General features: G+C 36.3%; 24 protein-coding genes. 23 read left to right on the forward strand and 1 reads right to left on the reverse strand.

The window, feature by feature from the left end; genetic code table 11:
• Positions 1 to 3 precede the first annotated feature (3 nt).
• From QRX23_RS03885 to QRX23_RS03895, 3 genes are read left to right on the forward strand one after another with little or no spacing between them, the layout of a single operon-like run.
• Positions 4 to 1,371, forward strand: a complete 1,368-nt coding sequence (locus QRX23_RS03885) for a gluconate:proton symporter (protein WP_330155992.1) — start codon at positions 4 to 6, stop codon at positions 1,369 to 1,371.
• A 33-nt stretch (positions 1,372 to 1,404) separates the two neighbouring features.
• Entirely contained in the window at positions 1,405 to 2,187 is a 783-nt protein-coding gene (locus QRX23_RS03890; RefSeq protein WP_330155993.1) for a glucose 1-dehydrogenase, read from the forward strand.
• A gap of 17 nt (positions 2,188 to 2,204) precedes the next feature.
• A complete protein-coding gene (locus tag QRX23_RS03895) occupies positions 2,205 to 3,143 on the forward strand; it encodes a phosphoglycerate dehydrogenase (protein ID WP_330155994.1) in 939 nt (312 codons plus the stop codon).
• A gap of 67 nt (positions 3,144 to 3,210) precedes the next feature.
• Here QRX23_RS03895 and QRX23_RS03900 read toward each other — a convergent pair whose 3' ends face one another.
• A complete protein-coding gene (locus QRX23_RS03900; RefSeq protein ID WP_330155995.1) occupies positions 3,211 to 4,224 on the reverse strand; it encodes a LacI family DNA-binding transcriptional regulator in 1,014 nt (337 codons plus the stop codon).
• Positions 4,225 to 4,656: 432 nt separating this feature from the next.
• On the opposite strand from QRX23_RS03900, the gene QRX23_RS03905 reads away from it, so the two are divergent.
• The 20 genes from QRX23_RS03905 (at position 4,657) to glf (ending at position 24,952) form a co-directional block, all read left to right on the forward strand.
• Positions 4,657 to 5,406: a sugar phosphate isomerase/epimerase family protein gene (locus tag QRX23_RS03905; protein ID WP_330155996.1), complete on the forward strand. Its 750-nt coding sequence runs from the start codon at positions 4,657 to 4,659 to the stop codon at positions 5,404 to 5,406.
• A gap of 1 nt (position 5,407) precedes the next feature.
• Entirely contained in the window at positions 5,408 to 6,703 is a 1,296-nt protein-coding gene (locus QRX23_RS03910; protein ID WP_164222753.1) for an SLC13 family permease, read from the forward strand.
• Positions 6,704 to 6,727: 24 nt separating this feature from the next.
• Complete coding sequence (locus QRX23_RS03915) at positions 6,728 to 7,690, forward strand: sugar kinase (RefSeq protein ID WP_330155997.1); 963 nt, start codon at positions 6,728 to 6,730, stop codon at positions 7,688 to 7,690.
• A complete protein-coding gene (locus QRX23_RS03920) occupies positions 7,690 to 8,313 on the forward strand; it encodes an orotidine 5'-phosphate decarboxylase / HUMPS family protein (protein ID WP_150176994.1) in 624 nt (207 codons plus the stop codon). Before QRX23_RS03915 ends, QRX23_RS03920 begins: the two co-directional genes overlap by 1 nt.
• Positions 8,310 to 8,852 (forward strand): 6-phospho-3-hexuloisomerase, encoded by a 543-nt coding sequence (hxlB, locus tag QRX23_RS03925; RefSeq protein ID WP_150176995.1) that lies wholly within the window; start codon positions 8,310 to 8,312, stop codon positions 8,850 to 8,852. The genes QRX23_RS03920 and hxlB overlap by 4 nt, the downstream gene beginning before the upstream one ends.
• A 22-nt stretch (positions 8,853 to 8,874) precedes the next feature.
• Positions 8,875 to 9,519, forward strand: coding sequence for a bifunctional 4-hydroxy-2-oxoglutarate aldolase/2-dehydro-3-deoxy-phosphogluconate aldolase (locus QRX23_RS03930; protein ID WP_150221903.1), 645 nt, complete (start codon positions 8,875 to 8,877; stop codon positions 9,517 to 9,519).
• 165 nt (positions 9,520 to 9,684) lie between these two features.
• Positions 9,685 to 10,017, forward strand: a complete 333-nt coding sequence (locus tag QRX23_RS03935; RefSeq protein WP_002827450.1) for a hypothetical protein — start codon at positions 9,685 to 9,687, stop codon at positions 10,015 to 10,017.
• Between the two features lie 4 nt (positions 10,018 to 10,021).
• Positions 10,022 to 10,864, forward strand: a complete 843-nt coding sequence (locus QRX23_RS03940) for an SDR family NAD(P)-dependent oxidoreductase (protein WP_330155998.1) — start codon at positions 10,022 to 10,024, stop codon at positions 10,862 to 10,864.
• Between the two features lie 161 nt (positions 10,865 to 11,025).
• Positions 11,026 to 12,513: a hypothetical protein gene (locus QRX23_RS03945; protein WP_330155999.1), complete on the forward strand. Its 1,488-nt coding sequence runs from the start codon at positions 11,026 to 11,028 to the stop codon at positions 12,511 to 12,513.
• Positions 12,514 to 12,609: 96 nt separating this feature from the next.
• Entirely contained in the window at positions 12,610 to 13,755 is a 1,146-nt protein-coding gene (locus QRX23_RS03950) for a CDP-glycerol glycerophosphotransferase family protein (protein ID WP_330156000.1), read from the forward strand.
• A 90-nt stretch (positions 13,756 to 13,845) separates the two neighbouring features.
• The gene (locus QRX23_RS03955; RefSeq protein ID WP_330156001.1) at positions 13,846 to 15,585 is read left to right on the forward strand and encodes a hypothetical protein; all 1,740 of its coding nucleotides are present in this window, start codon (positions 13,846 to 13,848) and stop codon (positions 15,583 to 15,585) included.
• 133 nt (positions 15,586 to 15,718) lie between these two features.
• The gene (locus QRX23_RS03960; RefSeq protein WP_330156002.1) at positions 15,719 to 17,290 is read left to right on the forward strand and encodes a C39 family peptidase; all 1,572 of its coding nucleotides are present in this window, start codon (positions 15,719 to 15,721) and stop codon (positions 17,288 to 17,290) included.
• An 11-nt stretch (positions 17,291 to 17,301) separates the two neighbouring features.
• Positions 17,302 to 17,721 (forward strand): hypothetical protein, encoded by a 420-nt coding sequence (locus QRX23_RS03965; protein ID WP_330156003.1) that lies wholly within the window; start codon positions 17,302 to 17,304, stop codon positions 17,719 to 17,721.
• 116 nt (positions 17,722 to 17,837) lie between these two features.
• A complete protein-coding gene (locus tag QRX23_RS03970; RefSeq protein ID WP_330156004.1) occupies positions 17,838 to 19,193 on the forward strand; it encodes a GH25 family lysozyme in 1,356 nt (451 codons plus the stop codon).
• A 142-nt stretch (positions 19,194 to 19,335) separates the two neighbouring features.
• Positions 19,336 to 20,118: a type I methionyl aminopeptidase gene (gene map / locus QRX23_RS03975; protein ID WP_140836945.1), complete on the forward strand. Its 783-nt coding sequence runs from the start codon at positions 19,336 to 19,338 to the stop codon at positions 20,116 to 20,118.
• Between the two features lie 30 nt (positions 20,119 to 20,148).
• Positions 20,149 to 20,772 carry a sugar transferase gene (locus QRX23_RS03980; RefSeq protein ID WP_002827440.1) on the forward strand — a complete coding sequence of 208 codons (624 nt, stop codon included), beginning with the start codon at positions 20,149 to 20,151 and terminating at the stop codon, positions 20,770 to 20,772.
• A gap of 129 nt (positions 20,773 to 20,901) precedes the next feature.
• On the forward strand, positions 20,902 to 21,534 hold the full coding sequence (locus tag QRX23_RS03985) for a YveK family protein (RefSeq protein WP_140836944.1): 633 nt from the start codon (positions 20,902 to 20,904) through the stop codon (positions 21,532 to 21,534).
• 13 nt (positions 21,535 to 21,547) lie between these two features.
• A complete protein-coding gene (locus tag QRX23_RS03990; RefSeq protein ID WP_330156005.1) occupies positions 21,548 to 22,927 on the forward strand; it encodes an O-antigen ligase family protein in 1,380 nt (459 codons plus the stop codon).
• Complete coding sequence (locus tag QRX23_RS03995; RefSeq protein WP_330156006.1) at positions 22,927 to 23,700, forward strand: DUF4422 domain-containing protein; 774 nt, start codon at positions 22,927 to 22,929, stop codon at positions 23,698 to 23,700. The genes QRX23_RS03990 and QRX23_RS03995 overlap by 1 nt, the downstream gene beginning before the upstream one ends.
• 73 nt (positions 23,701 to 23,773) lie before the next feature.
• On the forward strand, positions 23,774 to 24,952 hold the full coding sequence (gene glf / locus QRX23_RS04000; protein WP_330156007.1) for a UDP-galactopyranose mutase: 1,179 nt from the start codon (positions 23,774 to 23,776) through the stop codon (positions 24,950 to 24,952).
• The last annotated feature ends 58 nt before the right edge of the window (positions 24,953 to 25,010 follow it).

The following is a 25,010-nucleotide window of genomic DNA, read 5'->3' on the forward strand; positions in this document are numbered from 1 at the left end:
GCAATGAATACTCTATTAGTTATTTTGATGTTATTGAGCTTCGTCATTTTTGTTTACTATATCTTACATAATGGTAATATGACGATTGGCTTTTTAGTGATGGCAGCTGTTTGGACAATTATTGGTTTTGCTGGTGGACAACTAAATCATGCTGTGATTACGAATGCAACAACTGGTAAGGTTGTTAATGTAACTGGTTTAACGGCAATCATTACCAATTTAAAAACAATATTTAATGATAAGATTGTCGCCTATGGTGGCACAATTGTTGCGATCGTTTTTGGATCATGGTTTGGTAGAACACTGGTAGAATCAGGAATTGCTGCATCAATTTCAAACGCAGTTGCTAAATTCGGTGAGAAAAAGAAAATGCTAACGGCGACACTGGTTGTGGCAGTGACGGCATTAATTTTCTTATCAGCTTATGGTGTTGGTTCTGTTGTGGCTGTTGGGGTCATATTATTACCGGTGTTGTTAAACATAGGAATTCCACGTCCAATCGCTTTAACAGCTTTTACTGTGTCGGTTGGCGCACCGTTATATTTAAATACAGTACAATTTAATCAGTTTAAAGCGTTTTTCCCGCAAGCTAATTTTGCTGATCCAAAATATATTAAATTTGGATTTATTGCGATGGTTATTCAATTAATATTTGTTATTTTATTTTTATTCATCAATAAAAGAAAATATACAGATCAACAAATTGCAGAAAACAGAGAATTTTTAACTACCAAAGAAATAGATGCATCGGAAACGCCAAATGTTTCAAAAATCGCCTGGTTTATTCCGCTAGTTCCGGTGGCCTTATCTATGATCTTTAAAATGGAGTCAGTTGCGGCATTATTGATTGCTATTATTCTGGCGGCATTAGTTACTGGACAAGCAAAGTCCTGGAAAAAATTCGTGGATTTTTTAGATGGTACTGCACAACGTGGTGTGAAGGATATTTCCGGTTTGATTACTTTTTTGCTTATTTTAATGACTTTCCAAGGAGTCGCTGGGGTTAATGCAGATCTTTTTACACCGATATTTAGAAATATCATTCCACAGCATAATTTGTTATTACTAGTAGTGGGTCTTGGCATATTGGCACCTTTAGCCTTGATGCGAGGTCCCTTAATGGCATATGGTGCTGGCGCAGCAACAGTTGCAGTATTGAGTTCTTTGAATATCTTACCTGATTCAGTGCTGTTGCCATTAATCTCAGTTGCATCGATTTTCGCAATTTCCACAGACATTACACAATCTTGGAATGTTTGGGGAATGGACTATCTTGATGTAAAATCAGGCCAATTCTTGAAACACGGTGTACCATTAATGTGGGGAGTGACATTTATTAACCAATTCGTTGTTTGGATAGTTTTCCATTGATTTTAAATTTAATAAATAAAGGAGCAGATAAAGATGGATTTAGTTGAACAATTTAGTACAGATTTATTTAGATTAGATGACAAGGTTGCCATTATTACAGGCGGTGCATCCGGCCTTGGCCAATATTATAGTAAAGCATTAATTAAATCTGGCGCAAAAGTGATGGTGGCAAGCTTTGATGAAAAAGGATTAGATGAATTAAAAAAGTTTGCCAATGAGAACGATTCTGAAATTGGATTTATCAATCGCGATGTGACTGCAAAAAATGCGGCAAAAGATATTGTTGCAGCAACCATAGAAAAATTTGGACAATTAGACATATTAATCAATAATGCTGGTATTCAAATTAGAAATAAGTGGGATGAGTTTAAGGATGAAGATTGGCAGAAGGTCATCGATATCAACTTAACGGCAACTTATCATTTGGCGCATGAAGCAGCATTAGTGATGGCTAAATCAGGTGGTGGTAAAATTATTAATATTGGTTCAATGCAGTCATACCGGGCTGGAAAGTTTATTTTCCCATATACAGCAAGCAAACATGGTGTTATGGGATTGACCAAGGCATACGCGGATGCCCTAGCATCAGAAAATATTCAAGTGAATGTTTTAGCACCAGGTTATATCGATACACCGATGACAAAAGCTTTGCAAGAAGACAATGAAAGAAATACAGAGATATTAAGTCACATTCCGGCTGGCCATTGGGCAGATCCATCTGAATTAATGGGCGCCATTGTCTTTTTGGCAAGTCCAGCTTCTAATTACATCACGGGTGTGACCCTGCCAGTCGATGGTGGTTACTTATTAAGATAAGAGAAGAGGTTAGTATAATGAAGAAAAGTGTCGTTATTCCTAAAAATTTGTCGCAAAAGGGTAAGGATACCTTGTTACATGCAGGCTTTAATTTAGTTGAGCTAGAAGATTTATCTGCATCATCAGTGATTAAAACAGCTCCTGATGCAGCAGCCATCATTTTAATGACTGAACCGTTTGAAAATTTCGATAAGGCCAAAATGCCGAATTTAAAAATAATTGCGCGTCATGGTGTCGGTTATGATAATGTTGACGATGATTTTTGGGGTAAAAATGGGGTTCACGTCACAATTACTCCGAATGCAAATGCTTCGACAGTGGCTGAAACAACGCTTGCCGAAATATTAGATTTATCAAAAAATTTGACAGTTACATCTAATGAAATGCGTAAGGGTAACTTTGATTATAAAAATAGTCATCGCGGTTTTAACCTTGCGGGACAAACTTTAGGCATTATGGGTTATGGACGTATCGGTAAGCAAGTTGCCAAATTAGCTCATGCATTTGGTATGAAAATTTTGATTTATGATCCATTTGTTAAAACAACTAATATTGGATCATTAGTTAATCGGGAAGATATTTTCAGACAGTCTGATGTCCTAACGTTGCATATGGCGGTGACAGCAGATAATCAAGCTGGGATTGGATCTAAAGAATTTGCACTAATGAAAGATACTGCTTTGTTAATCAATTTGGGAAGAGGTGCCCTAGTAAATCAAGATGAGTTAATTGAGGCGTTGAGAGATAAAGAGATTGCTGGAGCAGCTTTGGATGTCTTTAATGAAGAACCATTACCTTTAGATAGTGAATTATACCAATTAGAAAATGTCCTATTAACACCACATATTGCCTCAAATACAAAAAATGCCATGGAAAATATGGCTGTTGATTCAGCCAATGAGGTGATTAGAGTATTAAATGGTGAAAGTCCACTGTGGTCAGTCAACAAGATATAAATTTTAATCAATTTATGATGATAAAAGCACTACTTCCAAATCTTGTGAATTTGAAAGTAGTGCTTTTTCATTTATTCGAATCGTCATTGTATAAAATTTTTGCAGGGACGACAACTTTTTGAGTTTCTATCGGTTCTTTATTTAACTGCTTCAACATTAATTCCGCCGAAATACTGCCCATTAAAAAGGGGTTTTGGGTGATTAATTTTGAATGTGGATTAATAGCATGTGCTGTATTCGTGTCCGCAAAACCAGTCACAGCGATGCGATCATTATCAATCAATCCATCGAATGTTAGTAAAGATACAAACTCTAAAAACCATCGTTCCTTTAGTGAAAAGATTAAAGTTTTTTCATTACTGTCGGTCAGCAAATCTTTGATATGGTTATAAATTTTCTTTTTATTATAGTTTTCTTCAGGAATATCAACAATTTTAATATTAGGAATGACTGATTGAATTCCCAAGAAACGATCACGTCTCGTTGAAATACTATCAATTGGGGAAGTTAAGACAATGACGCGTGAGTAACCATCATTTTTGAATAAGAGTGTGGCGTTTTTCGCACTTTCGTAATTGTCTGTTAAGACTTGTGGCCAAATTGATGTATCAATATTACGGTCAACAATTACGATGGGTGTATCTGTGTTAACTTCCGAAAAGATATGTGACATATCGCTAGCATTTGGCTGGAAAATAATACCATCAAAGTTGTATGTACTAGTTGTCTTAATGATTTCACGTTCTTTTTCTATACTAGCATTACTATCAAAGAGCACTGCCATATAACCCTTTGATTCTAAAAAGGAACTAGCACCTTTAAATAATTCAGTAGAAAAGTAGTCATCAATATTAGAGACTAGAACGGCAACTAATTTACTTGAATTAGTAACCATTTGCCTGGCAGCAGCATTGGGAATGTAATGAAGTTTTTCAATTGCATTTCTAATCGTGTTTGCAGTTTCGTCAGACATTTTATTTAAATTACCATTTAAAAATCGTGAAACAGTAGTTGTAGAAACGCCGGCCAGATGAGCGACATCTTTCATGTTAGCTTTTCTTTTCTTTTTTTCGTCGACCATAGTTTCCTCCGTTAACCTTGTTAGTCATAATTATAAACCAATTATAAAACAGGGTAAAAAAGATATTGTAATGATATAAAGATATCACAATTAGCACCGATATAAAAAAACAAAAATAAATATAATTTTTTTGAATGTTTAAAAGTATTGAAAATAACTACATAAATTTTTGTGTCTTCTGGATAGATACTCATTTTTAGGGTAACGCTACACCAAAAATAAATATATTTTAAATAAACCCGTTTAAATAACTTAATTTAAGGCAATAGAAAGCGCTTGCAAAATAAAGGTGTAACGTTTAACATAATGTTTGTAAGGAAAACGTTAAACCAAAAAGAGAGGGCGAATTTATGGTGTAATGGATTGGTTTTTTGATGATAAATGAAGGTTTGGAAAATAAATTTTTATTAAAGACAGATAATGGGGGTTATCATGACAGTAATTTTGAATACATGGATTTTTGAAAAAGACGTTAAGCAGGGTGTCAGCCAAACACAACTCGTGGAACGTGTCAAGGCATTAGGGGCTGATGGTATTGAAGTTCGTCGTGAATATTTTAAGGATCTTGACAAAGAACTTGCACAAGTTGGACAAAGCGCAAAAAAGGCGGGCTTAATTGTAAATTACAGTGTACCTGACGTTGTCTTCTCTGAAGATGGCTTGGTTAATTCAAAGTTAATGGATTATTTTAAGGAAGGTGAAATTCTAGGTATTTCTAAAATTAAGTTCAATACTGGTCATTTTGACAAGTTTGATGGTGATTTGCAGGAAGCATTCAGTGAATTCCCGTTGGATCAAATTGAAATGAATGTTGAAAATGATCAGACAATCTTAAGTGGAAAAGTTGCCCCAATTAAAACATTTTTAGAAGCAGCACATCAAGCAGGATATTCAGAAATCGGTTATGTGTACGACCTTGGTAATTGGGCATTTACACATGGAGATGCAATTGCAAGTGCTGATGCTTTACGCGAGTCAACAAATTATATCCACTTGAAGAACACGATTAATGTTGATGGTGAATTGAGTACATCAGATGATTTGGATGAAGGTGTTTATGACTGGCGTGAAATCCTAACACATTTGCCACATGATGTGTCATTTGCATTGGAGTATCCAATGGATACTGATGAGCAAATTAAGCAACAAATTAGTTTATTGAAAGCGGATATAGGTGATTAATATGAGTTCGACGATCATCTCAATATTACTATTAATTTCATTTGCAGTTTTTATTTTCTACATTCTTAAAGGTGGAAACTTAGTTATTGGATTCTTTGTTATGGCTATTCTATGGTCAGTTATTGGTATGGTACCTTTCAGTACAGCAATCCAGAAAGTTTTTGCTGAACCAGCATTGAATTATGGACCAACTATTATTTATATCGTGTTTGGTTCATGGTTTGGACGAGTTTTGGTTGATAGTGGTATCGCGCCAGCTATATCTGAAGCTACTAATAAGGTAGGAAAAAAGAAACCTTTGATTGCTGCGATTCTAGTTATTATTGTAACGGCATTCATTTTTGTTAGCGCATATGGTGTCGGTTCAGTTATCGCAATTGGTGTTATCTTGCTACCAATTCTTTTGTCCGTTGGTGTTCCACGTGAAATTGCTTTAACAGCTTTTTCATTGGCAATTGGGGCCCCAATGTATGTCAATGTTGTGCTATTCAATCAAATCAAAGCATTCTTCCCACATGCAGTTTACGGTGGTAAGTACTTACAATTTGGCTGGACTGCAACGTTAATTCAATTGGCTATTGTCATAATTTTCTTGATCTTGATGCGCAAGAAATTTAAGCCACAAAGTGCAGAAGAAAACCTGGAAATTATCGGGGCAAAATTTAGTGAAGATGGTCAAGATGTTAAGAAAGTACCATATATTGCATACATCGTCCCAATTATTCCAGTTGCCATGAATATGTTATTCAGTTGGGATGCTATTCCATCACTTGTACTTTCTGTTATTGTTGCCATGCTTCTGACTGGTAAGATGAAGAGCTACAAAGAAACTGTGAACTTCATTAATAGTACTGTCGCTCAAGCAATTAGCGATATTTCAGGTTTGATTATCTTCTTAATGGCTTTGATTATGTTCAGTGGTGCCGCAACATTGAATGCACACCACTTTGAGCCAATATTCAATGCTATCTTGCCCCACAGTCATTTGATTTTGGCAATTGCACTTGGTGTGTTGGCACCGTTAGCTTTGTTCCGTGGTCCATTGCATGTTTGGGGAGCTGGAGCAGCAACAGCAGCTGTTTTGTCTGGTACAGGATTATTCAATGATGCATTCTTACTACCATTGCTATACGTACCAACTTTGATGGCCGTTTCAACAGATATTACTCAATCATGGAATGTTTGGGGATTAGATTATATGAAGGTGAAGTCAAAAGACTTCCTCAAGTATGGTGTTCCAGTGATGTGGTTAGTTTCAATCGTCAATGAAGTACTTGTATATGTATTCTTTGGCTAAATAAAGTAAAAAGAGGGAAAAAAGATGAGTGAATTTATTACAATTGGTGAACCATTAGTGACGTTTGCTTCAAAGGATGCAGATATTTCATTAGATGATGCGATTAATTTTCATAAGATTATGGGCGGTGCGGAACTAAACGTGGCAATTGGTGTATCACGTCTAGGACATAGTTCTGAATATATTTCACAGGTCGGGGCCGATCCATTTGGACAATTTGTGAAGAAGACCATTTTAAGTCATAATGTTGGTACAACCTATATTTCTGAAGATGCTGACCATTTTACGGGTCATCAATTAAAGCAATTAGTAACCCATGGTGATCCAGCAACGTTTAATTATCGTAAGGATTCTGCAGCATGTCATTTGACTGAAGAAGTGATTGATCAGGTTGATTTATCTGATGTGAAAATCTCACATATGTCAGGAATTTTTCCAGCAATTTCAGATATTGCTGAAAATACATTCCGTAAATTATTCAGTCGTCTAATTGATAATAACATTTTAACGACATTTGATCCTAATCTACGACCAACGTTATGGTCATCAAAGGAAAAAATGATTGCTACAATTAATGAATTAGCTGGTATGGCGGATATCGTCTTACCTGGAATGGAAGAAGGTAAGATTTTGATGGGTTCAGATGATCCTGAAAAGATTGCTGATTTCTACTTGAAGGGTGAGCGGACAAAGACAGTAATTGTTAAGATTGGCCCAGCAGGTGCCTATGTGAAAACTCAAGATGGTGAGAGTTATACAGTTAATGGATTTAAGGTTGAAAAAGTAGTTGATACAGTTGGTGCAGGTGATGGCTTTGCATTAGGTGTGATTACGGCATTGATGGAAGGTAAGTCATTAAAGGCTGCAGTATTACGTGGTAATGCAGTTGGTGCGTTACAAGTACAGACGCTTGGTGATAATGATGGTTACCCAACACTAGTGGAATTGAAAGAATTTTACATTAAAGAAGGAGTATCTGAAGAATAATGAAATTACAAGTAGCAATTGATAGGGTGCCGCTAGATAGAGCAGTAGATATTGCCCATAGTTTAGATGGCAAAGTAGACATTATTGAATTAGGAACTTCTATCGTAAAAGATTATGGGTTAGAAGCACTTAAGCAAATGGATTTTCATCTTGAAAAGTCGGAACTGCTGATCGATTTAAAAACAATTGATGAAGGAGAATACGAGTTTAAAAAAGGGTTTGAAACTTCAGCTGATATTTTAACAGTTATGGGTAGTTCATCAAATGGCACATTAAATCAAACCTATCAAATTGCTCAAGATGTGAAAAAAGATATTTTTGTTGATTTAATGGAGATTAATGATGATAGATTAAATAGCATGCCAGAATTACCAAATGCCATTTTTGGGCTACATCATTCTAAGGATTCTGTTGAATCATTTGATGCAGTGGATACAATTAAACAGTTTAACGATCAGCATCCACAAATTTCACGTTTAGCTGTTGCTGGTGGTATTGATATCGATCAGGCTAAGAAAATTGCTGATCAAGGTATTGCGGATATTATCATTGTTGGTGGTAAGATTTCAGGCACATCCGATCCAGTTAGTGCGGCACAAAAGTTCATGGAGGCAATCAAATGACATTAATTAAAGAAATCGTCAGTGAAGTAAATGAAGTTATGTCCCTAGTTGATGAAAGTCAACTAGAACAGGCTGAAAAGTTGATTGATAAGAATAAGCGTATCTTTATTTTAGGTGCTGGACGCTCAGGATTAATGGCAAAGGGCTTTGCAATGCGACTGATGCATATTGGATACACTGTCTTTGTGATTGGTGAGACAATTACGCCTTCGATTCAAGCAGGTGATGTATTAGTTTCGGTTTCAGGTTCCGGAAAAACAGGGAGTGTTCTGAATCCAAGTAAGAAAGCTAAGGAAACAGGCGCAGCTTTAATTTCAGTAACAAGCGATCAGCATTCGCCATTGGGACAAATCGGGGATGCAACGATTGTTGTACCTGGTGCAACAAAAACAGGAGACGGTGTCAAATCAATTCAGTTATTGAGTACGTTATTTGATCAAAGTGTTCATATTACATTAGATGTCCTTTGCTTAATGATCAGCCGTCGAGACCATATTTCTAACGATTCAGCTAAAGCAACTCATAGTAATATGGAATAATAGAATTGAGGGGCGTTTAAACATGCAAAAGGTTGATACATTATCACGTTTGGGGGCTGCTGGCGTTGTATCAGTGGTACGTGGAGAATCGAAAGAAATTGCCTATAAAACGGCGATAGCTTGTATAAAGGGTGGCGTAAAAGCAATTGAATTAACATTTACGGCACCTTCAGCAGATGAATTGATTAAGCAACTAAACGAAGAGTTTGTGAATGATTCAGAAGTAATTGTCGGTGCTGGCACAGTGCTTGATGCGATTACCGCCAGAGTTGCAATTATGGCTGGTGCAAAGTTTATTGTTAGCCCAGCATTTGACCGTGAGACAGCTTTCATTTGCAATGAATATCAAATTCCTTATTTACCAGGATGTATGACAATTAATGAGATTAAGTCTGCTTTACGTTATGGTGCTGATGTTGTCAAAGTTTTCCCTGGTAGCTCAGTTGGTAAAGACTTTGTTAAAGCTATCAAAGCACCGTTACCATTTGTTAATGTTATGCCAACAGGTGGTGTAAATTTAGATAATATGCATGAATGGTTTGATTTAGGCGTTGTAGCCGTTGGCGCAGGAAGCGATTTGACTGGTGCAGCAGCAGTCGGTGATTTTGACAGTGTTACAAAACGTGCAAAAGACTATCATCAAGAATATTTGCGAATTAAAAATTAAAATACTAATCTCTCCATAAAAATTAAATTTTGAGTTTCGCATGATAATTAACAACTTTCTACTATATAAGAAGGTTGTTTTTTGTTTTAAAATAAAGGATACATTCATGAATTTTAACTAGGGAAACTTGATTTATGCTATACTCAAATTAATTGAGGGGGAATTATGCAGAAAGATGATCGTAAGACTAAAATAAAAATAACCCATCAATTTGGACAGTCAGCATTTATTGGTGGCACATTATGGACGATTGGATTTTTTGCAAGACATTTGATTCATCATCAGAAGCGTCGCCAGTTAGGTTTGAATGATATTTTTACGGTTAGTAAGACTATCAAAATAAGTGCCGAAAGAGAATTGCGTTCAGATGTGAATTATCTTGTGTGTGATGTGGATCAAGCAACATATACTTTAATGGTATTAGATCAAGCAGATTACAAACCATTTTTGGTGACAAAAAAGACAATCAAACGCACTGTGATTCGAAAGGATTGGTGAGTATATGACAAAGAAAAACGTTATTATTACAGGGGCTTCTGATGGTATCGGGGCAGCAGCAGTTCGTGGATTAAATCAAGATGAGTATAATCTTTACTTGGTTGGCCGTAATAAAGCAAAGACCGCCAAGATTGCTAATGAAGTCAATGCACCTTATTTTATTGCAGATTTTTCGCAATTAGATCAAGTTCGTCATCTTGCATCAGCTTTGCAAACAACATTAGGTGAGCAAAAAATTGATATTTTGGTCAATAATGCGGGTGGATTGTTTGGGTCGTATGAATTAACGAATGATGGTTTTGAAAGAACGTTGCAGGTGGATTATCTGGCGCCATTTTTACTGACGCAACTGTTACTACCAAACTTTAATCCAAAGCAAGCAGTTGTCATTAATACTTCAAGTATTGCGCATCAATTATTTGGACATATTAATTTAAATGATTTGAACAATAGTCATAAAAAATATGAAGCAACCAAGGCTTATGGGGATGCCAAATTAGAAAATATTTTATTTGCTAACGAGCTAGACCGTCGTTACCATAAAAATGGATTATCTGCGGTTTCTTTCCACCCAGGTATGATTCGTACAAATTTTGCGAATGATAAAAAGAGCTGGATGTATCGTATTTACCATACGGTGCTGAATAAGGTGATTTTACAAAGTGCCAAAGCAGGTGGTGATACTCTTCGTTTCTTTATTGAAGGTACACCTGGCGAAACCTGGGAATCAGGCGCATATTATAATAAACGAGAAAAAGCAAAAAAGTTTAATCCACAGGTAAATGATTTAACTTTACAAGAGCAACTTTGGGATAAGACGAAAGAGCTATTACATTTAGTGGATTAATTGGTTGATGCTTTATGAGCGTATATGAGTTTTGCTAATTTTGGCAATTCATGTACGCTTTTTTGTATTTTGCTAACTATTAGCGGTCAATAAACGTTAATTATGATAGAATAGAAAAAATATTTTTGTGATAAAAGATTGTGAGGTGATGATGGTCTAATATGAGGTATTTAAAAATATTATTTGCTTTTGGGATGATTCTTTTGCTGTCATTTTGCATACCTAATCATAAAATTTATGGTCAGACAAATAATCCAGTAACCAATGTTGATTTGAAACGTAACATTCAATTGCAGACAGGTAGTAATCAGATAAAAGGTGCAATTTATGATACTAATGAAAGTGGATCAGTTGCTTATACACTTGTTGTGAAGAATCAGCAAAGTGTTTTATTAAAAAAGGTAATTATTTTAAACCAAGCGTTTACCGCAAAATTATCTCGCCCTTTGCGTAGCAGTGATCTGATTACGTTGTCATTGCAGGATAAAGCTGGCAGAAATTTGACGGGTGCAACACAAATTAAGCCGGCACAATGGCAGGTTTTGAATAAACCAAAAACAAAAATAAAGACGAGTAATTGGTCAAATGTTTTTCAAAATAGTCGCACTACGCAAAAAAAGTATCGCATTATTCAATCACCCGATACGGGTATTTCATATTTGAAGAAACCAACGTATACAGCAGCTAAAAGCAAATTTTCTACTTTACGGGCAACAAGTCGATCAGTGTCACCGATTAAAGGTTATCAAACAGCGCTATTGTTACCCACTGTGTCAACAAAGTTAGTCAATTGGCAATTACCACAAGGAAGTGTGATGAATGGTCGCTACTTGTATGTTGTTTATGAGTCACAGCAACGAAAAAATTATGGGCGCGTTGTGCGATATGATATTCAACAATTACAAAGACTTGGCGTGTGGCAAACTAGTCAAGCTGACATGCTTAGAAAAATAGAGAATCGTGTTAATCATCACCAATTTGCAACAACCAATGATGATCGACTGTTGCAGGCAATTAAGGTTGGACCAGAATTTTATATGGGGCATGGTCAAGCGATCGCTTATAATGCCCAAGATAATCGTATTTGGATGATTGCGTTAGCAAAAAAATCACGACAACAGCGTTTGATCAGAATTAAATTAGATACGCTATATCCTAGTGATCAACACCAGTTTATTTTTAGAGACACTAAAACTCATCAGTCATTTCACGGTGAACAAACATTAAGTATTGATGGGGATGGTAATGTGGCGATTGTTAGCATGGTTTCAAGCCAAACTAAGAAAAGTTTTGCTGCTAAGAATATTAAGGTGGGTGATTTGATGCTTTATCGTGGTGCTGTGTCGCACGGTAAACTTCGATTGTATATGTCGCGAACACTGATTAGACAAAAGCCAGGCTACTTTGGTCAATTTTTATCAATTAATAATAATACTGATCAATTATTTTATCTCACGGATGGCGCCTATTATGCTATCCCAGCTTCAAGATGGGCGAATGGTGCATTACAAAAATCAGATATTAAAAGTGGTGTCTATGTATCACCAAAACAATCAACCAGAGAGTTTGAATCACAAGTTTGGGATAACAATGGACGTTCTTATCTAGTTGTGAATCGTGGTGCTGAAATTATGCACGAAATCCAGTGAGTTTCTGAAGGATTTTTTATTTAATTACACGGTGTCAATAACATATTTTTGTTATACTTGAATTATTAACTTAGGGCAGAGGGTAATGGTAGTAATATGGGTCGAGCACAAAAAATAAAAAATCGTATTAAAAATTCATCTTTTTTTGGTGGGGCATACCTCATTCTTGTGGGTGCATTTGTTAAAGTTCTACAATTGTTTATTAGACCGAACGAAAAACAGATTTTGTTTATTTCATACAGTGGTCGGCAATATTCAGATACACCAAAAGAAGCATATAATATGTTAAGAACTGACCCAGCGTTTAAAGACTATGAGTTGGTATGGGCACTGAATAAACCAAATATTTATGTTCAACCTGAATTAGGCCGAAAGATTTCATCTAATTCGCCAACTTTTTTTTACCATTTATTAAAATCTAAATATTGGGTGGCTAATTCGAGCATTGATCGTTTAATACCGTTTAGTCATAAACGGCATATTTATATTCAATTTTGGCATGGTGTTCCTATGAAAACACTAGGTCATGCTGAAATTGGCTTATCAAGACTGGTACAATATTGGTATGACCATGTACAATTTGACTTTATGTTTACCTATGGTGACTACGATTTGGAAAAATTCAAAGAGGTATTTCCAAAGACAAAAAGGTTTGTGGAACATGGGCAATTGCGAAAGAATATTGTGACTCGTTATCAAAAAAATATAACACCAGCGCGTGTTAAGTATCAGTTGGGCATCAAATCGGAGAAACCAATTCTACTGTATGTGCCAACCTTTAGAGGTTACCAAGCGCGCGAACAGACAACACTAACACAAGCAACACTAGAGAAATTGTCTGAAACTTATACCGTGATTTACCGTGGTCATTATTTTTCAGAGGGTGTAAAAAAAGGTAGAATCATTACAGCTGATAATTATTCTTTGTATAAACTGTTTATGATTACTGATGTTTTGATTACTGATTTTTCAAGCGTCTTTTTTGACTTTGCCGTCTATGGTAAAAAGATTTTTCTTTTTCAACCAGACTTTAATGAATACCATGTTCGACGTGGTGTTTATCTAGATGCTAAAAAAGATTTGGGGTTACCGGTTGCATATTCTGAAACAGAGTTGATGGATCTATTACGAGCAGATGATTATGATTATCAGGTACTTGCAGACATTAGTCAGCAATACAATCCACATGATGGTGATGAAGCTGCGACAGCATTAAAAAACATTTTGATGCATTTATCGTGATATAATTATAAGGACGCTATGAGACTGTTAAAGTTAATAGCGCCCTTTAATTTGAAATAAAAATTAGAAAACAATCAAGGAGTTAGAAAAATGCATGCTAGTGCAATAAAGAAGGGATGCTACTACCTTATTCCAGGCTTAGTATTTGCGATCATCTTAGCCTATGTTGGTCGGTTTGGCTTTTTATATGCTGGTGCTGATTTACAATTCCATGCGAATAGAATTGTTGAATTCTATAATAATTTAAGACAAGGAAATTTGATACCAGTTATTTCAACATTTTCAGCTAATCAGATTGGTAGTATTGTACCAACGATGTATCCATCATTTCCTGTGTACATTGGGGCAGTATTGGAATTTATTTTCCCGCCAGTTACAGCCATGTATGTGTTGATGTGGGTGCAATTAATGACTCAATTCAGCATTGCAAAATGGGTTAGTAAAGAATTGGGGTTATCTTTGACAGAAAGTACAACGGCAGCTTTCATTTATACAATGGCTGTGCCAACACTTTCACAGGTTATTCAGCAATGGCTGTTTGGTGAAGTATGGGCAATGTCATTTATGCCTTTAGTTGTACTAGGATTAATTAGATTAACGAAGACAACAGCAAACAATTTGGTGGTATTAGATAAGAAAACTATTTTGTTGTTAGTCATTGGTTTCACCTTTATTATTCTTTCGCATGTTTTGTCATTTGCAATCGTTGTTGGCTATACTGCAATTTTTACTTTGTTTTTATTGATTTTTAGAAAGAATCGTCTGAATGTTTTGGCGAACTTATCAGTTGCTGCAGTTATTACGGTACTTTTGTCACTGATATTTTTACTACCATTTATTATTGCCATGTTGGGGAATACAATGGTTACACCAGCGGCAACAGAATTATCTATTTGGGCAGCACCGGATTGGCATGAATTTATTAAGTCAACCTTTGCAATTGCAGGAGATGCACGTTTTAAAACCAACACGGTGGGAATTATTGCTTTCTTAGCAATTTTTGGTGTATTAGTTACCTGGCGTAAGCAGGATCGTTTTACAAAAGTTGCGACACTTGTGTCTGTTGGGGTTATTTTTAGTGGAACGAGTTATGTTTGGAAATACTTGTATGGGACGAAACTAGGCGTTATTCAATTTCCACATCGGGTGTTTATTATTGCTATCTTCCTATTAAGTTTGAGTGCTATTTTGGCTGTACGTCATGTTATTAATAAAAATTGGTTACGAAATACAATCTACGTGGTATTAGCACTATTTTCATTTGGTGTTGCCGTGTTTAACGTCAAATATGGTTTTGTGGATCGGGTGAACGCATTCGCTGTTCAAACAAATTACAAATCAACAGCCAAGCACCCAGTTAGCTATACACCAATGGCAAATTTTAAGGTACACAATGAGGATTTTAAAAATTTGATGGGTTACTGGGTAACTTATGGTGCATTTGATTATTTACCTAAAAATGTTGATTTTAATCAGTCATTACAGAAAAAAGAAATTGTTCAAGATGACAAATTATTAAAGACAAAAGCAACGTCTGTACCGAATGGTATGGTTTATCGGGCTAAATTTGCAAAAAATACAACGACGGTCATCCCAATGGTGGGATATAAAAGTTTAAAGTATGAAGTTACTGATCAAAATAAGCATCAGTATCAGTATAAAATAAATAAAAATAAGCAACTAGTTATTAAGACGACGGCTGCACAAGTTAATCGTTTAACAGTTCGAGCAAAGACACCTGCAACAACCTATATTGCATGGATAATTAGTCTAGCAACTGGAGTATGTTTAATTATTTTTGGTGTACGAGATAAGCGTAAAACTATATAAGCACAACTGTTGTGCGACAAGCGAGAAAGAATTCTTCTTTCTCGCTTTTTTCTAACCTAAAAAATAGATTCATGATGCTATAAAGTGGTACAGTTATAGGTGTAATTCATAAAATTTAGGGGTGGCAATGGGCATGCAAAATCATAATAATTTATATCGAACGATGATATTTGGAATGAGTTTATTAGCAGGAGGACAGCTGGGCTATACAATCGTGTCTGCTGATGCAACAACATCATCTCAGACAATAACCAGTGAAATGAGTTCTGAACAATCTAGTCAGGCCTCTTTAACAACTAATTCAGTAAGTACAAGTAGTATAACGAGTAGTTCAAGCGTTATATCATCAAGTGCTGCTGATTCGACGGACGTACCAGGGACATCTAGTAATAGGACAACAACAGCAGCATCTGCTGTGGATCATCGATCAGGTTATGTCTATGCACCAGATGTTTCTTCCGCTAATGGTGGGTGGAATTGGTTAGAGAATGGGCAACCGTATACTGGGTTTAGGAAGTATCAAGGTTCATATTATTGGTTCCAAAATGGTGTGCGTCAAAATAACCAATGGGAGACAGCTTGGGGCCATCAATATTACGTTGGCGCAGATGGCCGAGCCGTTCAAGGCATACAATGGATCAATGGTAAAAGATATAATTTTGGCACAAATGGGACATTTTATTTACGACAGGATAATGTATCAGGCTACTTAAATGTACCTGGTGTTGGGTGGCGTTGGCTTGAGAATGGGCAACTTTATTCAGGCTTTCGCTATTACATGGGTGCATACTACTGGTTCCAACAAGGTGTGCGTCAAAATAACCAATGGGAAACAGCATGGGGTCACCAGTATTATGTTGGCGCTGATGGGCGTGCCGTCCAAGGGTTGAAGGTCATTAATAATCATATTTATAACTTTGGTACAAATGGGACATTTTATAAACGTGCAGTACCTTCCGGATATGTCAATGTTTCAGGGTTAGGTTGGCGCTGGATAGAAAATGAACAATTATTCACTGGTTTCCGTCATTATCAAGGTTCATATTATTGGTTCCAAAATGGTGTGCGCCAAAATAATCAATGGGAAACGGCTTGGGGACACCGATATTATGTCGGTGCTGATGGTCGAGCTGTTCAAGGAATTGTCACGATTGATGGTGTGAAACATAATTTTGGCACGAATGGGACATTTTACGAACGTGAAATGCCAAAAAAAGCTGCAAAACCTTACTATTATTCACAATGGGATAAACGCTGGGCAAATACCTGGTTAAGTGGCGGATCATTTGGTGCAACAGGCTGTGTGCCAACTAGTGCTGCAATGGTTCTAAAAGGAACGTACGGTATCAATGTCACCCCACGTCAGGTTGGTAACCAAGTGAGTCATTTCCATGAGTCATATGGTGCATCAGGTCTAGATCTAAAGACAATGATTAATGCGTATGGACATAGTATTCAAAGCTTAGGTACACCAAACGCAGTGAAATCAGCCTTACAACAAGGTAAACCAGTTATCTTCTTCGTGAATGTTGGAATTGGTCATGCGGTAGTTGGCTATGGCTATAACCAAGGTAACACAGAAATTTTTGATCCTTATAATCACCAGTTTTATAGTGGCTGGAATAGTGTAGATGGCATTTTGAGTAAGTTATCAAAGGATCCACAAGATTGGGATGCAGGAACACCTGCGTTTGCGATTAATTAGGGGTGATCAAGATGAAACATAAACATATTCTTTGGGTCGTATCGGGTGTTATTATCATGATTGTGATTATTTCATTATTCTTTGTGTTTAATAGATCAGAAGATAAGCACACAACGATGACTTCTTCACATACATCGAGTGTGAAATCATCCCATTCATCGCATGCGCAGAGTTCAAGTGTCAGTAGTACATCGTTATCCGGAGATAAGAGTCTCACATTGGAAACTAGCTCGGCTGAAACAACTACTAGTAGTGATCAAGACACCAGTGACTCTCAAGTTGTTAATATTCGGGAAGCGCGTATTAAACTTTACGAAGCTGGTGTTGATTCTTCAAATCTAGACGATGCAACGATTGCCCAGTATTGGCAAGCAGCTAAGAAACAACAGATTGACTTTCCAACCTATGTTAAAAATCAACTGAATCAATAGTCTGACTTATTTTTTTACCAACGTAAAATAACAGTTCTTATTTCAGTTACCAAATATTGTAATATGGTTAGGCACTTACAAAAAGTGTAATCATATAAATATGAGGTAAGGGTTAGATGCACTATTTTAAACAATTAATACTAGTTTTAATAATTAGTATTTTAAGTATTGCTGTTTTAGTACATCGTGTTTATGCGACAGGTGTGCCGAGTATTACAGTTGGTCAAGCAGGTACACCACGTACGGACTTTGTGGATGTTTCATCATGGAACGGTCGTTTAACCACCGCTGATTTTGACAATATGAAAAGTCATGGTGTCAGAGGTGTTATTGTTAAATTGACTGATAGCACATATTACATTAATCCAAATGCACAAGCACAAATTGCCAGTGCACAAGCTGCTGGGCTTCGAATTGCGGTCTATCATTATTCCAAATATCAGACACCTGTTAGTGCGATAAATGAAGCCGATTATTTTACAACATTTGTTAAAAAATATGGGTTAACGAACAATACGGTACTAGTTGATGATTTGGAAGATTCAGCGACCAGGCAAGGGGATGTCACACAGAATGCATTGGCCTTTCGTGATCGTTTAGCAGCTAATGGATATCAGCGATATATGCTATACACTTCGCCAAGCTATATCGCAGCGACAAAATTGAATCCAAATACATTTGGATTGCGTAATATTTGGATGGCATCATACCCATATCAACCAACTGCTAATAATTTATGGCACACGCAATATGGTGCGTGGCAATGGAATTCAAAAACTAGTTTTCCAGGTGTTCCAGGATTATTTGATGTGAGTATTGATTACGGATCGCCATTCTTACAACAAGGTCTAAGCACTGCAACGACTGCAACTGAACCAGTGGATCATATTTTTTATTCAGCAGGTAAACCAGCTGCAGGGTATCTAAATGATGGAACCGGTTGGTATTGGTTTGAAGCAGGTCGACGATATACAGGTTTCCGTCATTATATGGGAACGTATTATTGGTTTACAAATGGTGTTCGACAAAACAATCAATGGCAAACAGCATGGGGTTATCGTTATTATGTCGATGCCCAAGGACGTGCGGTACAAGGTATTCAACAAATTGGTGAAAATAACTATTACTTTGGTGATAATGGCACACACTTTTTGCGAACAAATCAATCGATTAAGGTAGGTAACCAAACCTTTTATGCTGATGCACAAGGCATACTTATTCCTTGGCAAGGTTATATACAGTCTCGTATGGGTTGGCAATGGTTTGAAGATGGCAAACCATACACAGGCTTCCGATATTATATGGGTGCATACTACTGGTTTACGAATGGTTTCCGTCAAAATAATCAGTGGCAAACAGCATGGGGTTATCGCTACTATGTTGGAGCTGACGGTCGTGCGGTGCAAGGACATCAAATGATAAATAACCATCATTATTATTTTGGTAATAACGATACGTTCTATTTGCGTTAATATTTCTAATATTGGCTATTTTCAGTGTTTATTGAAAATAGCCAATTTTTTATAGATAATAAGAAAAGTTTCCAAGAATTGTTAAAGTAAGCGTATAATGTTACTAGTTAAACTGAATTTAGAAAAGCAGGTTAGAACATAAATGATTACAATTAAATCACAACGTGAAATAGAAGGCATGAAAAAATCTGGTGAAATTATCGCTGGTATGCATAAAGGACTACGTGAATTAATCAAACCGGGCCTTTCAACTTGGGAAATTGAAGAGTTTAGTCGTCAATACATTGAAAGTCATGGTGGTCGTGCGGCTCAAATCGGTTTTGAAGGATTTGAGTATGCGACGACGGTTTCAGTTAATAACGAAGTTGCACACGCTTTTCCACGTAAAAAATTAATTTTAAAAGACGGTGATATCGTCAAAGTTGATACAGTTGTTGATTTGGATGGCTATTATTCAGATTCAGCATGGTCATATGCTGTTGGTAATGTGTCAGATGAGGTCAAGCGTTTGATGGCAGTAACTAAGAAAGCCTTATACATTGGTATTGACCAGGCTCAAGTGGGTAACCGAATTGGTGATATCGGTGCAGCAATTGATAAATATGTCACTGATGAAAATGGTTATGGTAATGTCCGTGAATATATTGGTCATGGGATTCAGCCAACCATGCACGAAGAACCAGCAGTACCACATTATGGTAAAGCAGGACATGGGTTGCGCTTAAAGGCTGGTATGACAATTACGATTGAACCAATGGTAAATCTTGGTGGTTGGAAAGTAGAGACCTCTAAAGAAGATGGTTGGACTGTTACAACCGAAGATGGTTCGTGGTCAGCACAATATGAGCATGTGATTGCCATAACAGATGATGGTCCCAAAATTTTGACGTCACAAGATCCTGAATTTGACGCAAAATATCTATAAAATATTAGCAAACAAGAAGGAGGTTTCGCGGTGTCAGAAACCGGATACTTATTTACGAAACGATTTTTAGATATTTCTGTTTCACTATTTGCATTGATTATTTTATCGCCAATCTTTTTGGTTGTTTCACTGTTTTATTTTTTTGGTGATAATCGTGGTCCTATTTTTTATCAACAAAAACGAATTGGTCAAAACCATCGTGAGTTTGGTATTTACAAATTTCGGTCAATGGTTGTCGGTGCTGAAGAAAAGCTATACGCTAATAAAGCACTTTATGCAAAATTTGTCGAAAACGGATACAAATTGCCAACTGAAGAGGATCCTAGAATCACAAAATTTGGTGCATTTCTACGTAAAACTTCGATTGATGAGTTACCACAATTCATTAACATTCTTAAGGGTGAAATGAGCATTGTTGGGCCACGACCAGTGGTTGAAAAGGAATTGGTAGAATATGGTCAGGATGTTGATAAATTCTTATCAGTTAAACCAGGTGCAATGGGGCTTTGGCAGGCAAGTGGTCGTAGTGAAATTCAATATCCAGAACGTGCCCAATTAGAAATTGGCTATGTCGATCAAGCTGATTTATGGTTTGATTTTAAAATTTTATTTATGACAGTTATTGCAGTTTTTAAAGGAAAAGGTGCAATGTAAAGAAAGTTAAAAAAATGTGACATAACTATCAAACTCGCTACATCTCATGTATACTGAAATGTAGCGAGTTTTCGCGTTTAACTGACGATGTTATAGTCAGAAATTTTATACTAAGAGGAAATAGTGAAAATGGACAATCAATTTACTATAACTGATTTGATTAAGCACATGTTACGGAATGCTTGGTGGATTATCGTATTAGGGATTATCGGCGGTGGTGCCATGTATGTCATGAACAAACAACCAGCCGTTACTAGTTATAGTGCTTCACGAAATATGTATGTTGGTAAAAGTGATAGCGATGTCAAAGATCCAAATTCACGTATCATGGGAAATTCTTGGATGTTAAAGACATACCGCTCAATCGGTAAGGATCGTCAGATTATTGAGCCTGCTGTCAAGCAATTAAAGAAACAACACGTTAAAGTGACCGCAAATGAATTACGTCAGGCAATTAGCTTATCGACACCTGATAGTACATTGTTAATAGATGCTCAAGTACATGGTATTAAAAAGGGAAATCAAGCAGTCAAAATGGTTAATGCTTATACAGACTCATTTGCTGTGAATGGCCCTAAGCTAATTTCAAATATGCCACAGCCTGAGTTAATGTCTGCCGCTAAAAAGGCACGTGCTGACTCAATTGTTTCGGGATCTCCTAAAAAGTCAGCTGCATTTGGCTTGGTTGCAGGAGTTGCCTTGGGAATTGTATTAGCGTTCTTTACTGGTATTTTCAAAAATTTTAAAACAACGAAAGCATAAAAAGGAGTGAAATATGGTTAATTGGTTAATGCCTTTTGCGATTTTGCCAAAAACATATACATTCTTTTTCTTTGATTTATTTTCTCAAATTGCTGTTGTTGTATTCGGTCTATTTATATTAGTGAAACTGTATTTACAACCTAAACAATTGGAAGATGTTTTACCAAAAACGTCGACTTTGCGTATCTGGGGTGTATTTGTTGTTGTACAACTGATTTTAATGACCTATGAATCATTCGTGGTAGGGGCAACTACGCGAGTATATGGCTTATTACATGGTTTATTAATGTTTATTCAAGTCATACTGTCAATTTGGATGGCATATACGATTCAAAAAATGCTTATTCGTAGTTATGACGATGCAATAAAGTTTATGAAATCTGTCGTCATTACAATGGCTGTTTACCTTGGCGTAATTGTTTTGCCGCAGATACTTTATCTTTTTGGCTTCACATCATTAACACATTGGATAAACCCAATCGCTCATTTGTTCGAACGTCATTGGGAAAATCGTAACTTTTATGACAACGGTAGTTATGTCACAACTTCGATGCGTGTTAATGGATTTGAGCCAGAAGCAGCATACTTGGCATTATTAGTTGGTATAGCATTCAGCCCATTCCTACTTATGTTGATACAAGAACCATTGAGAGCATTTAAAAATCGTTGGATATACTGGATAGCAATTATATTAGGTGCTGCCAGTTTAGGTGTATTGTTGTTAGCAAAGACAACAACGGGATTCCTACTAATTGGTATTCTTGCACTAGTGTATTGGTTAGCAGCACCCAAAAAGCAAAAAATTAGCTTATTTTTTCTGGGAATAATCGCAGTAATTGGGGTAGCCTTGACATATATCACTGTGCCAAGTGTTCATAATTTATTGAATACTTGGATTTTCCAAAAAGGTGGTACTGACAACCGACTTGGTGGAACAATTGCCCTAATTAGAACATGGATACAACATCCACTATTTGGTGTTGGCTATGGTTATGAGGGACAATATATTGTTGATAACTTACCTGCTTGGTCAAAAAATAATTTCGAGTATATGCAGGTCTATCAACATCAAGCTTATCCAATTTTGAACGATACCTTTGGTTGGTTAGCAAGATATGGCCTTGTATTTTTCTTGATATTTATTTGGCTATTGTTTGGCCTAGTTAAGCGTTCTTTAGTAGTTTTAAAAGAGTTATCTGGTAAATTTGATCAGCGTAGTATGTTCTATCGCGTCTCAATTAAGGCGTTTTATATGACAATTATCACTGTTGCTGTCGTTAGTTCAGTAACGCCATCGAATGTTGTGTCATGGCCAATTCTATTAATGCTGTTCTTTTACTGGCGTGTTATTCATATCGCTGAAAATGATGTGTTTGCAAAGGAGTCAGAATAATGAAGATTTTAATTGCAACCCATAAACCATATCAAATACCTGAAATTTCAGGATATCAACCGATTATGGTTGGGTCTGCGTTACGTGATGAGGTACCGGTAGGATATCTACGAGATGATCAAGGTGAAAATATTTCGTCTTTGAATCCATTTTTTAATGAACTGACAGCATTATATTGGGCAAAGTATAATTTGAGAGATGAAGATATAGTGGGACTTGCTCACTATCGCCGCTATTTCGGTACGAAATCAAGTCATAATTTGGCTGATATTCTTAGTCAAGAGCAAATCTATGATGCTTTAGAGAAAGTAGATGTATTGTTGCCAAAGCAACGTAATTATTACATTGAATCACAGGAGAATCATTACTTAAATGCACATAAAAATGAACCTTATTTTATGATGCAGGATGTTATTAAAGAAAGTTTTCCTGAGTATTTGTCAGCATTTCAACAAATGGGTCAAAGTAAGAAGGCACATTTGTTTAATATGGCAATCATGAAACAGGCAGACTTTCAGTCATATACTGATTTTATGTTTGGCGTTTTGAACCAAGTCGCACAACGGATTCCTTATGAATCGTATGAAGGCCAAGATCGTCGTGTATTTGGTTTCTTGTCAGAACGTTTAATGGATACCTGGCTGTATACGAATCATAAAACATTCCAAGATTTTCCTTTGGTAACTACTGAAAAAACGAATTGGCTTGATAAGGGTACACAATTTTTAAAGCGTAAATTTTTTAAAAATACAAATAAGAAGGTTCACTTTTAAAACACAATATCCTGGATTTATGGTAAAGTAAGTTCAGGATATTTTTTTATAGATATGTAGAGGAAAATAATAAATGACTTTAAATGATAAAAATTATGATTACTTAGTTGTTGGGGCCGGTCCATTCGGAGCTATTTTTGCCTATGAGGCGGCTAAACGTGGTAAGCGTTCACTTATCATCGAAAAGCGTTCACACATTGCCGGAAATACGTATACACATACTGACCATGGTATCACTGTCCATGATTATGGTGCTCATATTTTCCATACGGACAATAAAGAAGTTTGGGAATACATCAATCAATTTGCCGAGTTTAATGGTTACCAAAACCAAGTGGTAGCGAACTACAAGGGTGAACTTTATAATTTACCATTCAACATGAACACATTTTACGAAATGTGGGGTACCAAAACACCCGCTGAGGCCAAGGCTAAGATTGAAGAACAAAAGCAAGCAGCCTTATCTGAATTAGGCGATCGCGAACCACGTAATTTGGAAGAACAAGCAATTTCACTGATTGGTACTGATATTTATCAAAAATTGGTGAAGGGCTATACTGAAAAGCAATGGGGACGTAAGGCAACTGAATTGCCTTCATTTATCATTAAACGATTGCCAGTTCGTTTTATTTACGATAATAATTACTTTAATCACCGTTATCAAGGAATTCCGGTTGGTGGTTATACGCAAATCTTTGAGAAGATGTTGGACAATGATTTGATTGATGTTCGTGTCAATGAAGATTTCTTTGCTCACAAGGACGAGTATATCGCAGAGTTCTCTCGTATTGTTTACACGGGAATGATTGACCAATTCTTTGATTACAAGTTTGGTGAACTAGAATATCGCTCAGTTCGCTTTGAATCTGAATTAAAGCAGACTGAAAATTATCAAGGTAATTCTGTGATTAACTATACTGATGCTGAAACACCATACACACGTGTTATGGAATGGAAGCATTTTGATGGCTTGTCAGATGATGGTGTTACCATCATTACAAAAGAATACCCACAAGAATGGGATCGCTCAAAAGAAGCATATTATCCTGTTAATGATGAAAAGAATACAAATCTGTATAAGGAATACGCAAAGGAAGCACGCAAACATAAAGAACAATTTATTTTTGGTGGTCGCTTAGGACAATATCGCTATTATGATATGGATCAAGTGTTCAATGCTGCCTTTAATACAGTACGTAAAGAGTTTGATATTCCATCAGATTTTAACTTCGCACATGATGAAGAACATTAATTTTTGATAGATTAATAGATAATCGAGGCGCAATCACTCTTTAGTGTATTGTGCCTCA

Source organism: Weissella paramesenteroides (assembly GCF_036327715.1).
In the GTDB taxonomy this organism is placed as follows: Bacteria; Bacillota; Bacilli; order Lactobacillales; family Lactobacillaceae; genus Weissella; species Weissella paramesenteroides.

Coding starts and splice junctions, on each gene's coding strand:
- QRX23_RS03900 (WP_330155995.1), bottom strand. CDS start 4,224: ATGGTCGACGAAAAAAAGAAAAGAAAAGCTAACATGAAAGATGTCGCT.
- QRX23_RS03905 (WP_330155996.1), top strand. CDS start 4,657: ATGACAGTAATTTTGAATACATGGATTTTTGAAAAAGACGTTAAGCAG.
- QRX23_RS03995 (WP_330156006.1), top strand. CDS start 22,927: ATGAAGATTTTAATTGCAACCCATAAACCATATCAAATACCTGAAATT.
- map (WP_140836945.1), top strand. CDS start 19,336: ATGATTACAATTAAATCACAACGTGAAATAGAAGGCATGAAAAAATCT.
- QRX23_RS03935 (WP_002827450.1), top strand. CDS start 9,685: ATGCAGAAAGATGATCGTAAGACTAAAATAAAAATAACCCATCAATTT.
- QRX23_RS03940 (WP_330155998.1), top strand. CDS start 10,022: ATGACAAAGAAAAACGTTATTATTACAGGGGCTTCTGATGGTATCGGG.
- QRX23_RS03950 (WP_330156000.1), top strand. CDS start 12,610: ATGGGTCGAGCACAAAAAATAAAAAATCGTATTAAAAATTCATCTTTT.
- QRX23_RS03960 (WP_330156002.1), top strand. CDS start 15,719: ATGCAAAATCATAATAATTTATATCGAACGATGATATTTGGAATGAGT.
- QRX23_RS03990 (WP_330156005.1), top strand. CDS start 21,548: ATGGTTAATTGGTTAATGCCTTTTGCGATTTTGCCAAAAACATATACA.
- QRX23_RS03915 (WP_330155997.1), top strand. CDS start 6,728: ATGAGTGAATTTATTACAATTGGTGAACCATTAGTGACGTTTGCTTCA.
- QRX23_RS03895 (WP_330155994.1), top strand. CDS start 2,205: ATGAAGAAAAGTGTCGTTATTCCTAAAAATTTGTCGCAAAAGGGTAAG.
- QRX23_RS03910 (WP_164222753.1), top strand. CDS start 5,408: ATGAGTTCGACGATCATCTCAATATTACTATTAATTTCATTTGCAGTT.
- QRX23_RS03930 (WP_150221903.1), top strand. CDS start 8,875: ATGCAAAAGGTTGATACATTATCACGTTTGGGGGCTGCTGGCGTTGTA.
- QRX23_RS03970 (WP_330156004.1), top strand. CDS start 17,838: ATGCACTATTTTAAACAATTAATACTAGTTTTAATAATTAGTATTTTA.
- QRX23_RS03955 (WP_330156001.1), top strand. CDS start 13,846: ATGCATGCTAGTGCAATAAAGAAGGGATGCTACTACCTTATTCCAGGC.
- QRX23_RS03985 (WP_140836944.1), top strand. CDS start 20,902: ATGGACAATCAATTTACTATAACTGATTTGATTAAGCACATGTTACGG.
- QRX23_RS03945 (WP_330155999.1), top strand. CDS start 11,026: ATGAGGTATTTAAAAATATTATTTGCTTTTGGGATGATTCTTTTGCTG.
- hxlB (WP_150176995.1), top strand. CDS start 8,310: ATGACATTAATTAAAGAAATCGTCAGTGAAGTAAATGAAGTTATGTCC.
- QRX23_RS03890 (WP_330155993.1), top strand. CDS start 1,405: ATGGATTTAGTTGAACAATTTAGTACAGATTTATTTAGATTAGATGAC.
- QRX23_RS03885 (WP_330155992.1), top strand. CDS start 4: ATGAATACTCTATTAGTTATTTTGATGTTATTGAGCTTCGTCATTTTT.
- QRX23_RS03965 (WP_330156003.1), top strand. CDS start 17,302: ATGAAACATAAACATATTCTTTGGGTCGTATCGGGTGTTATTATCATG.
- QRX23_RS03920 (WP_150176994.1), top strand. CDS start 7,690: ATGAAATTACAAGTAGCAATTGATAGGGTGCCGCTAGATAGAGCAGTA.
- glf (WP_330156007.1), top strand. CDS start 23,774: ATGACTTTAAATGATAAAAATTATGATTACTTAGTTGTTGGGGCCGGT.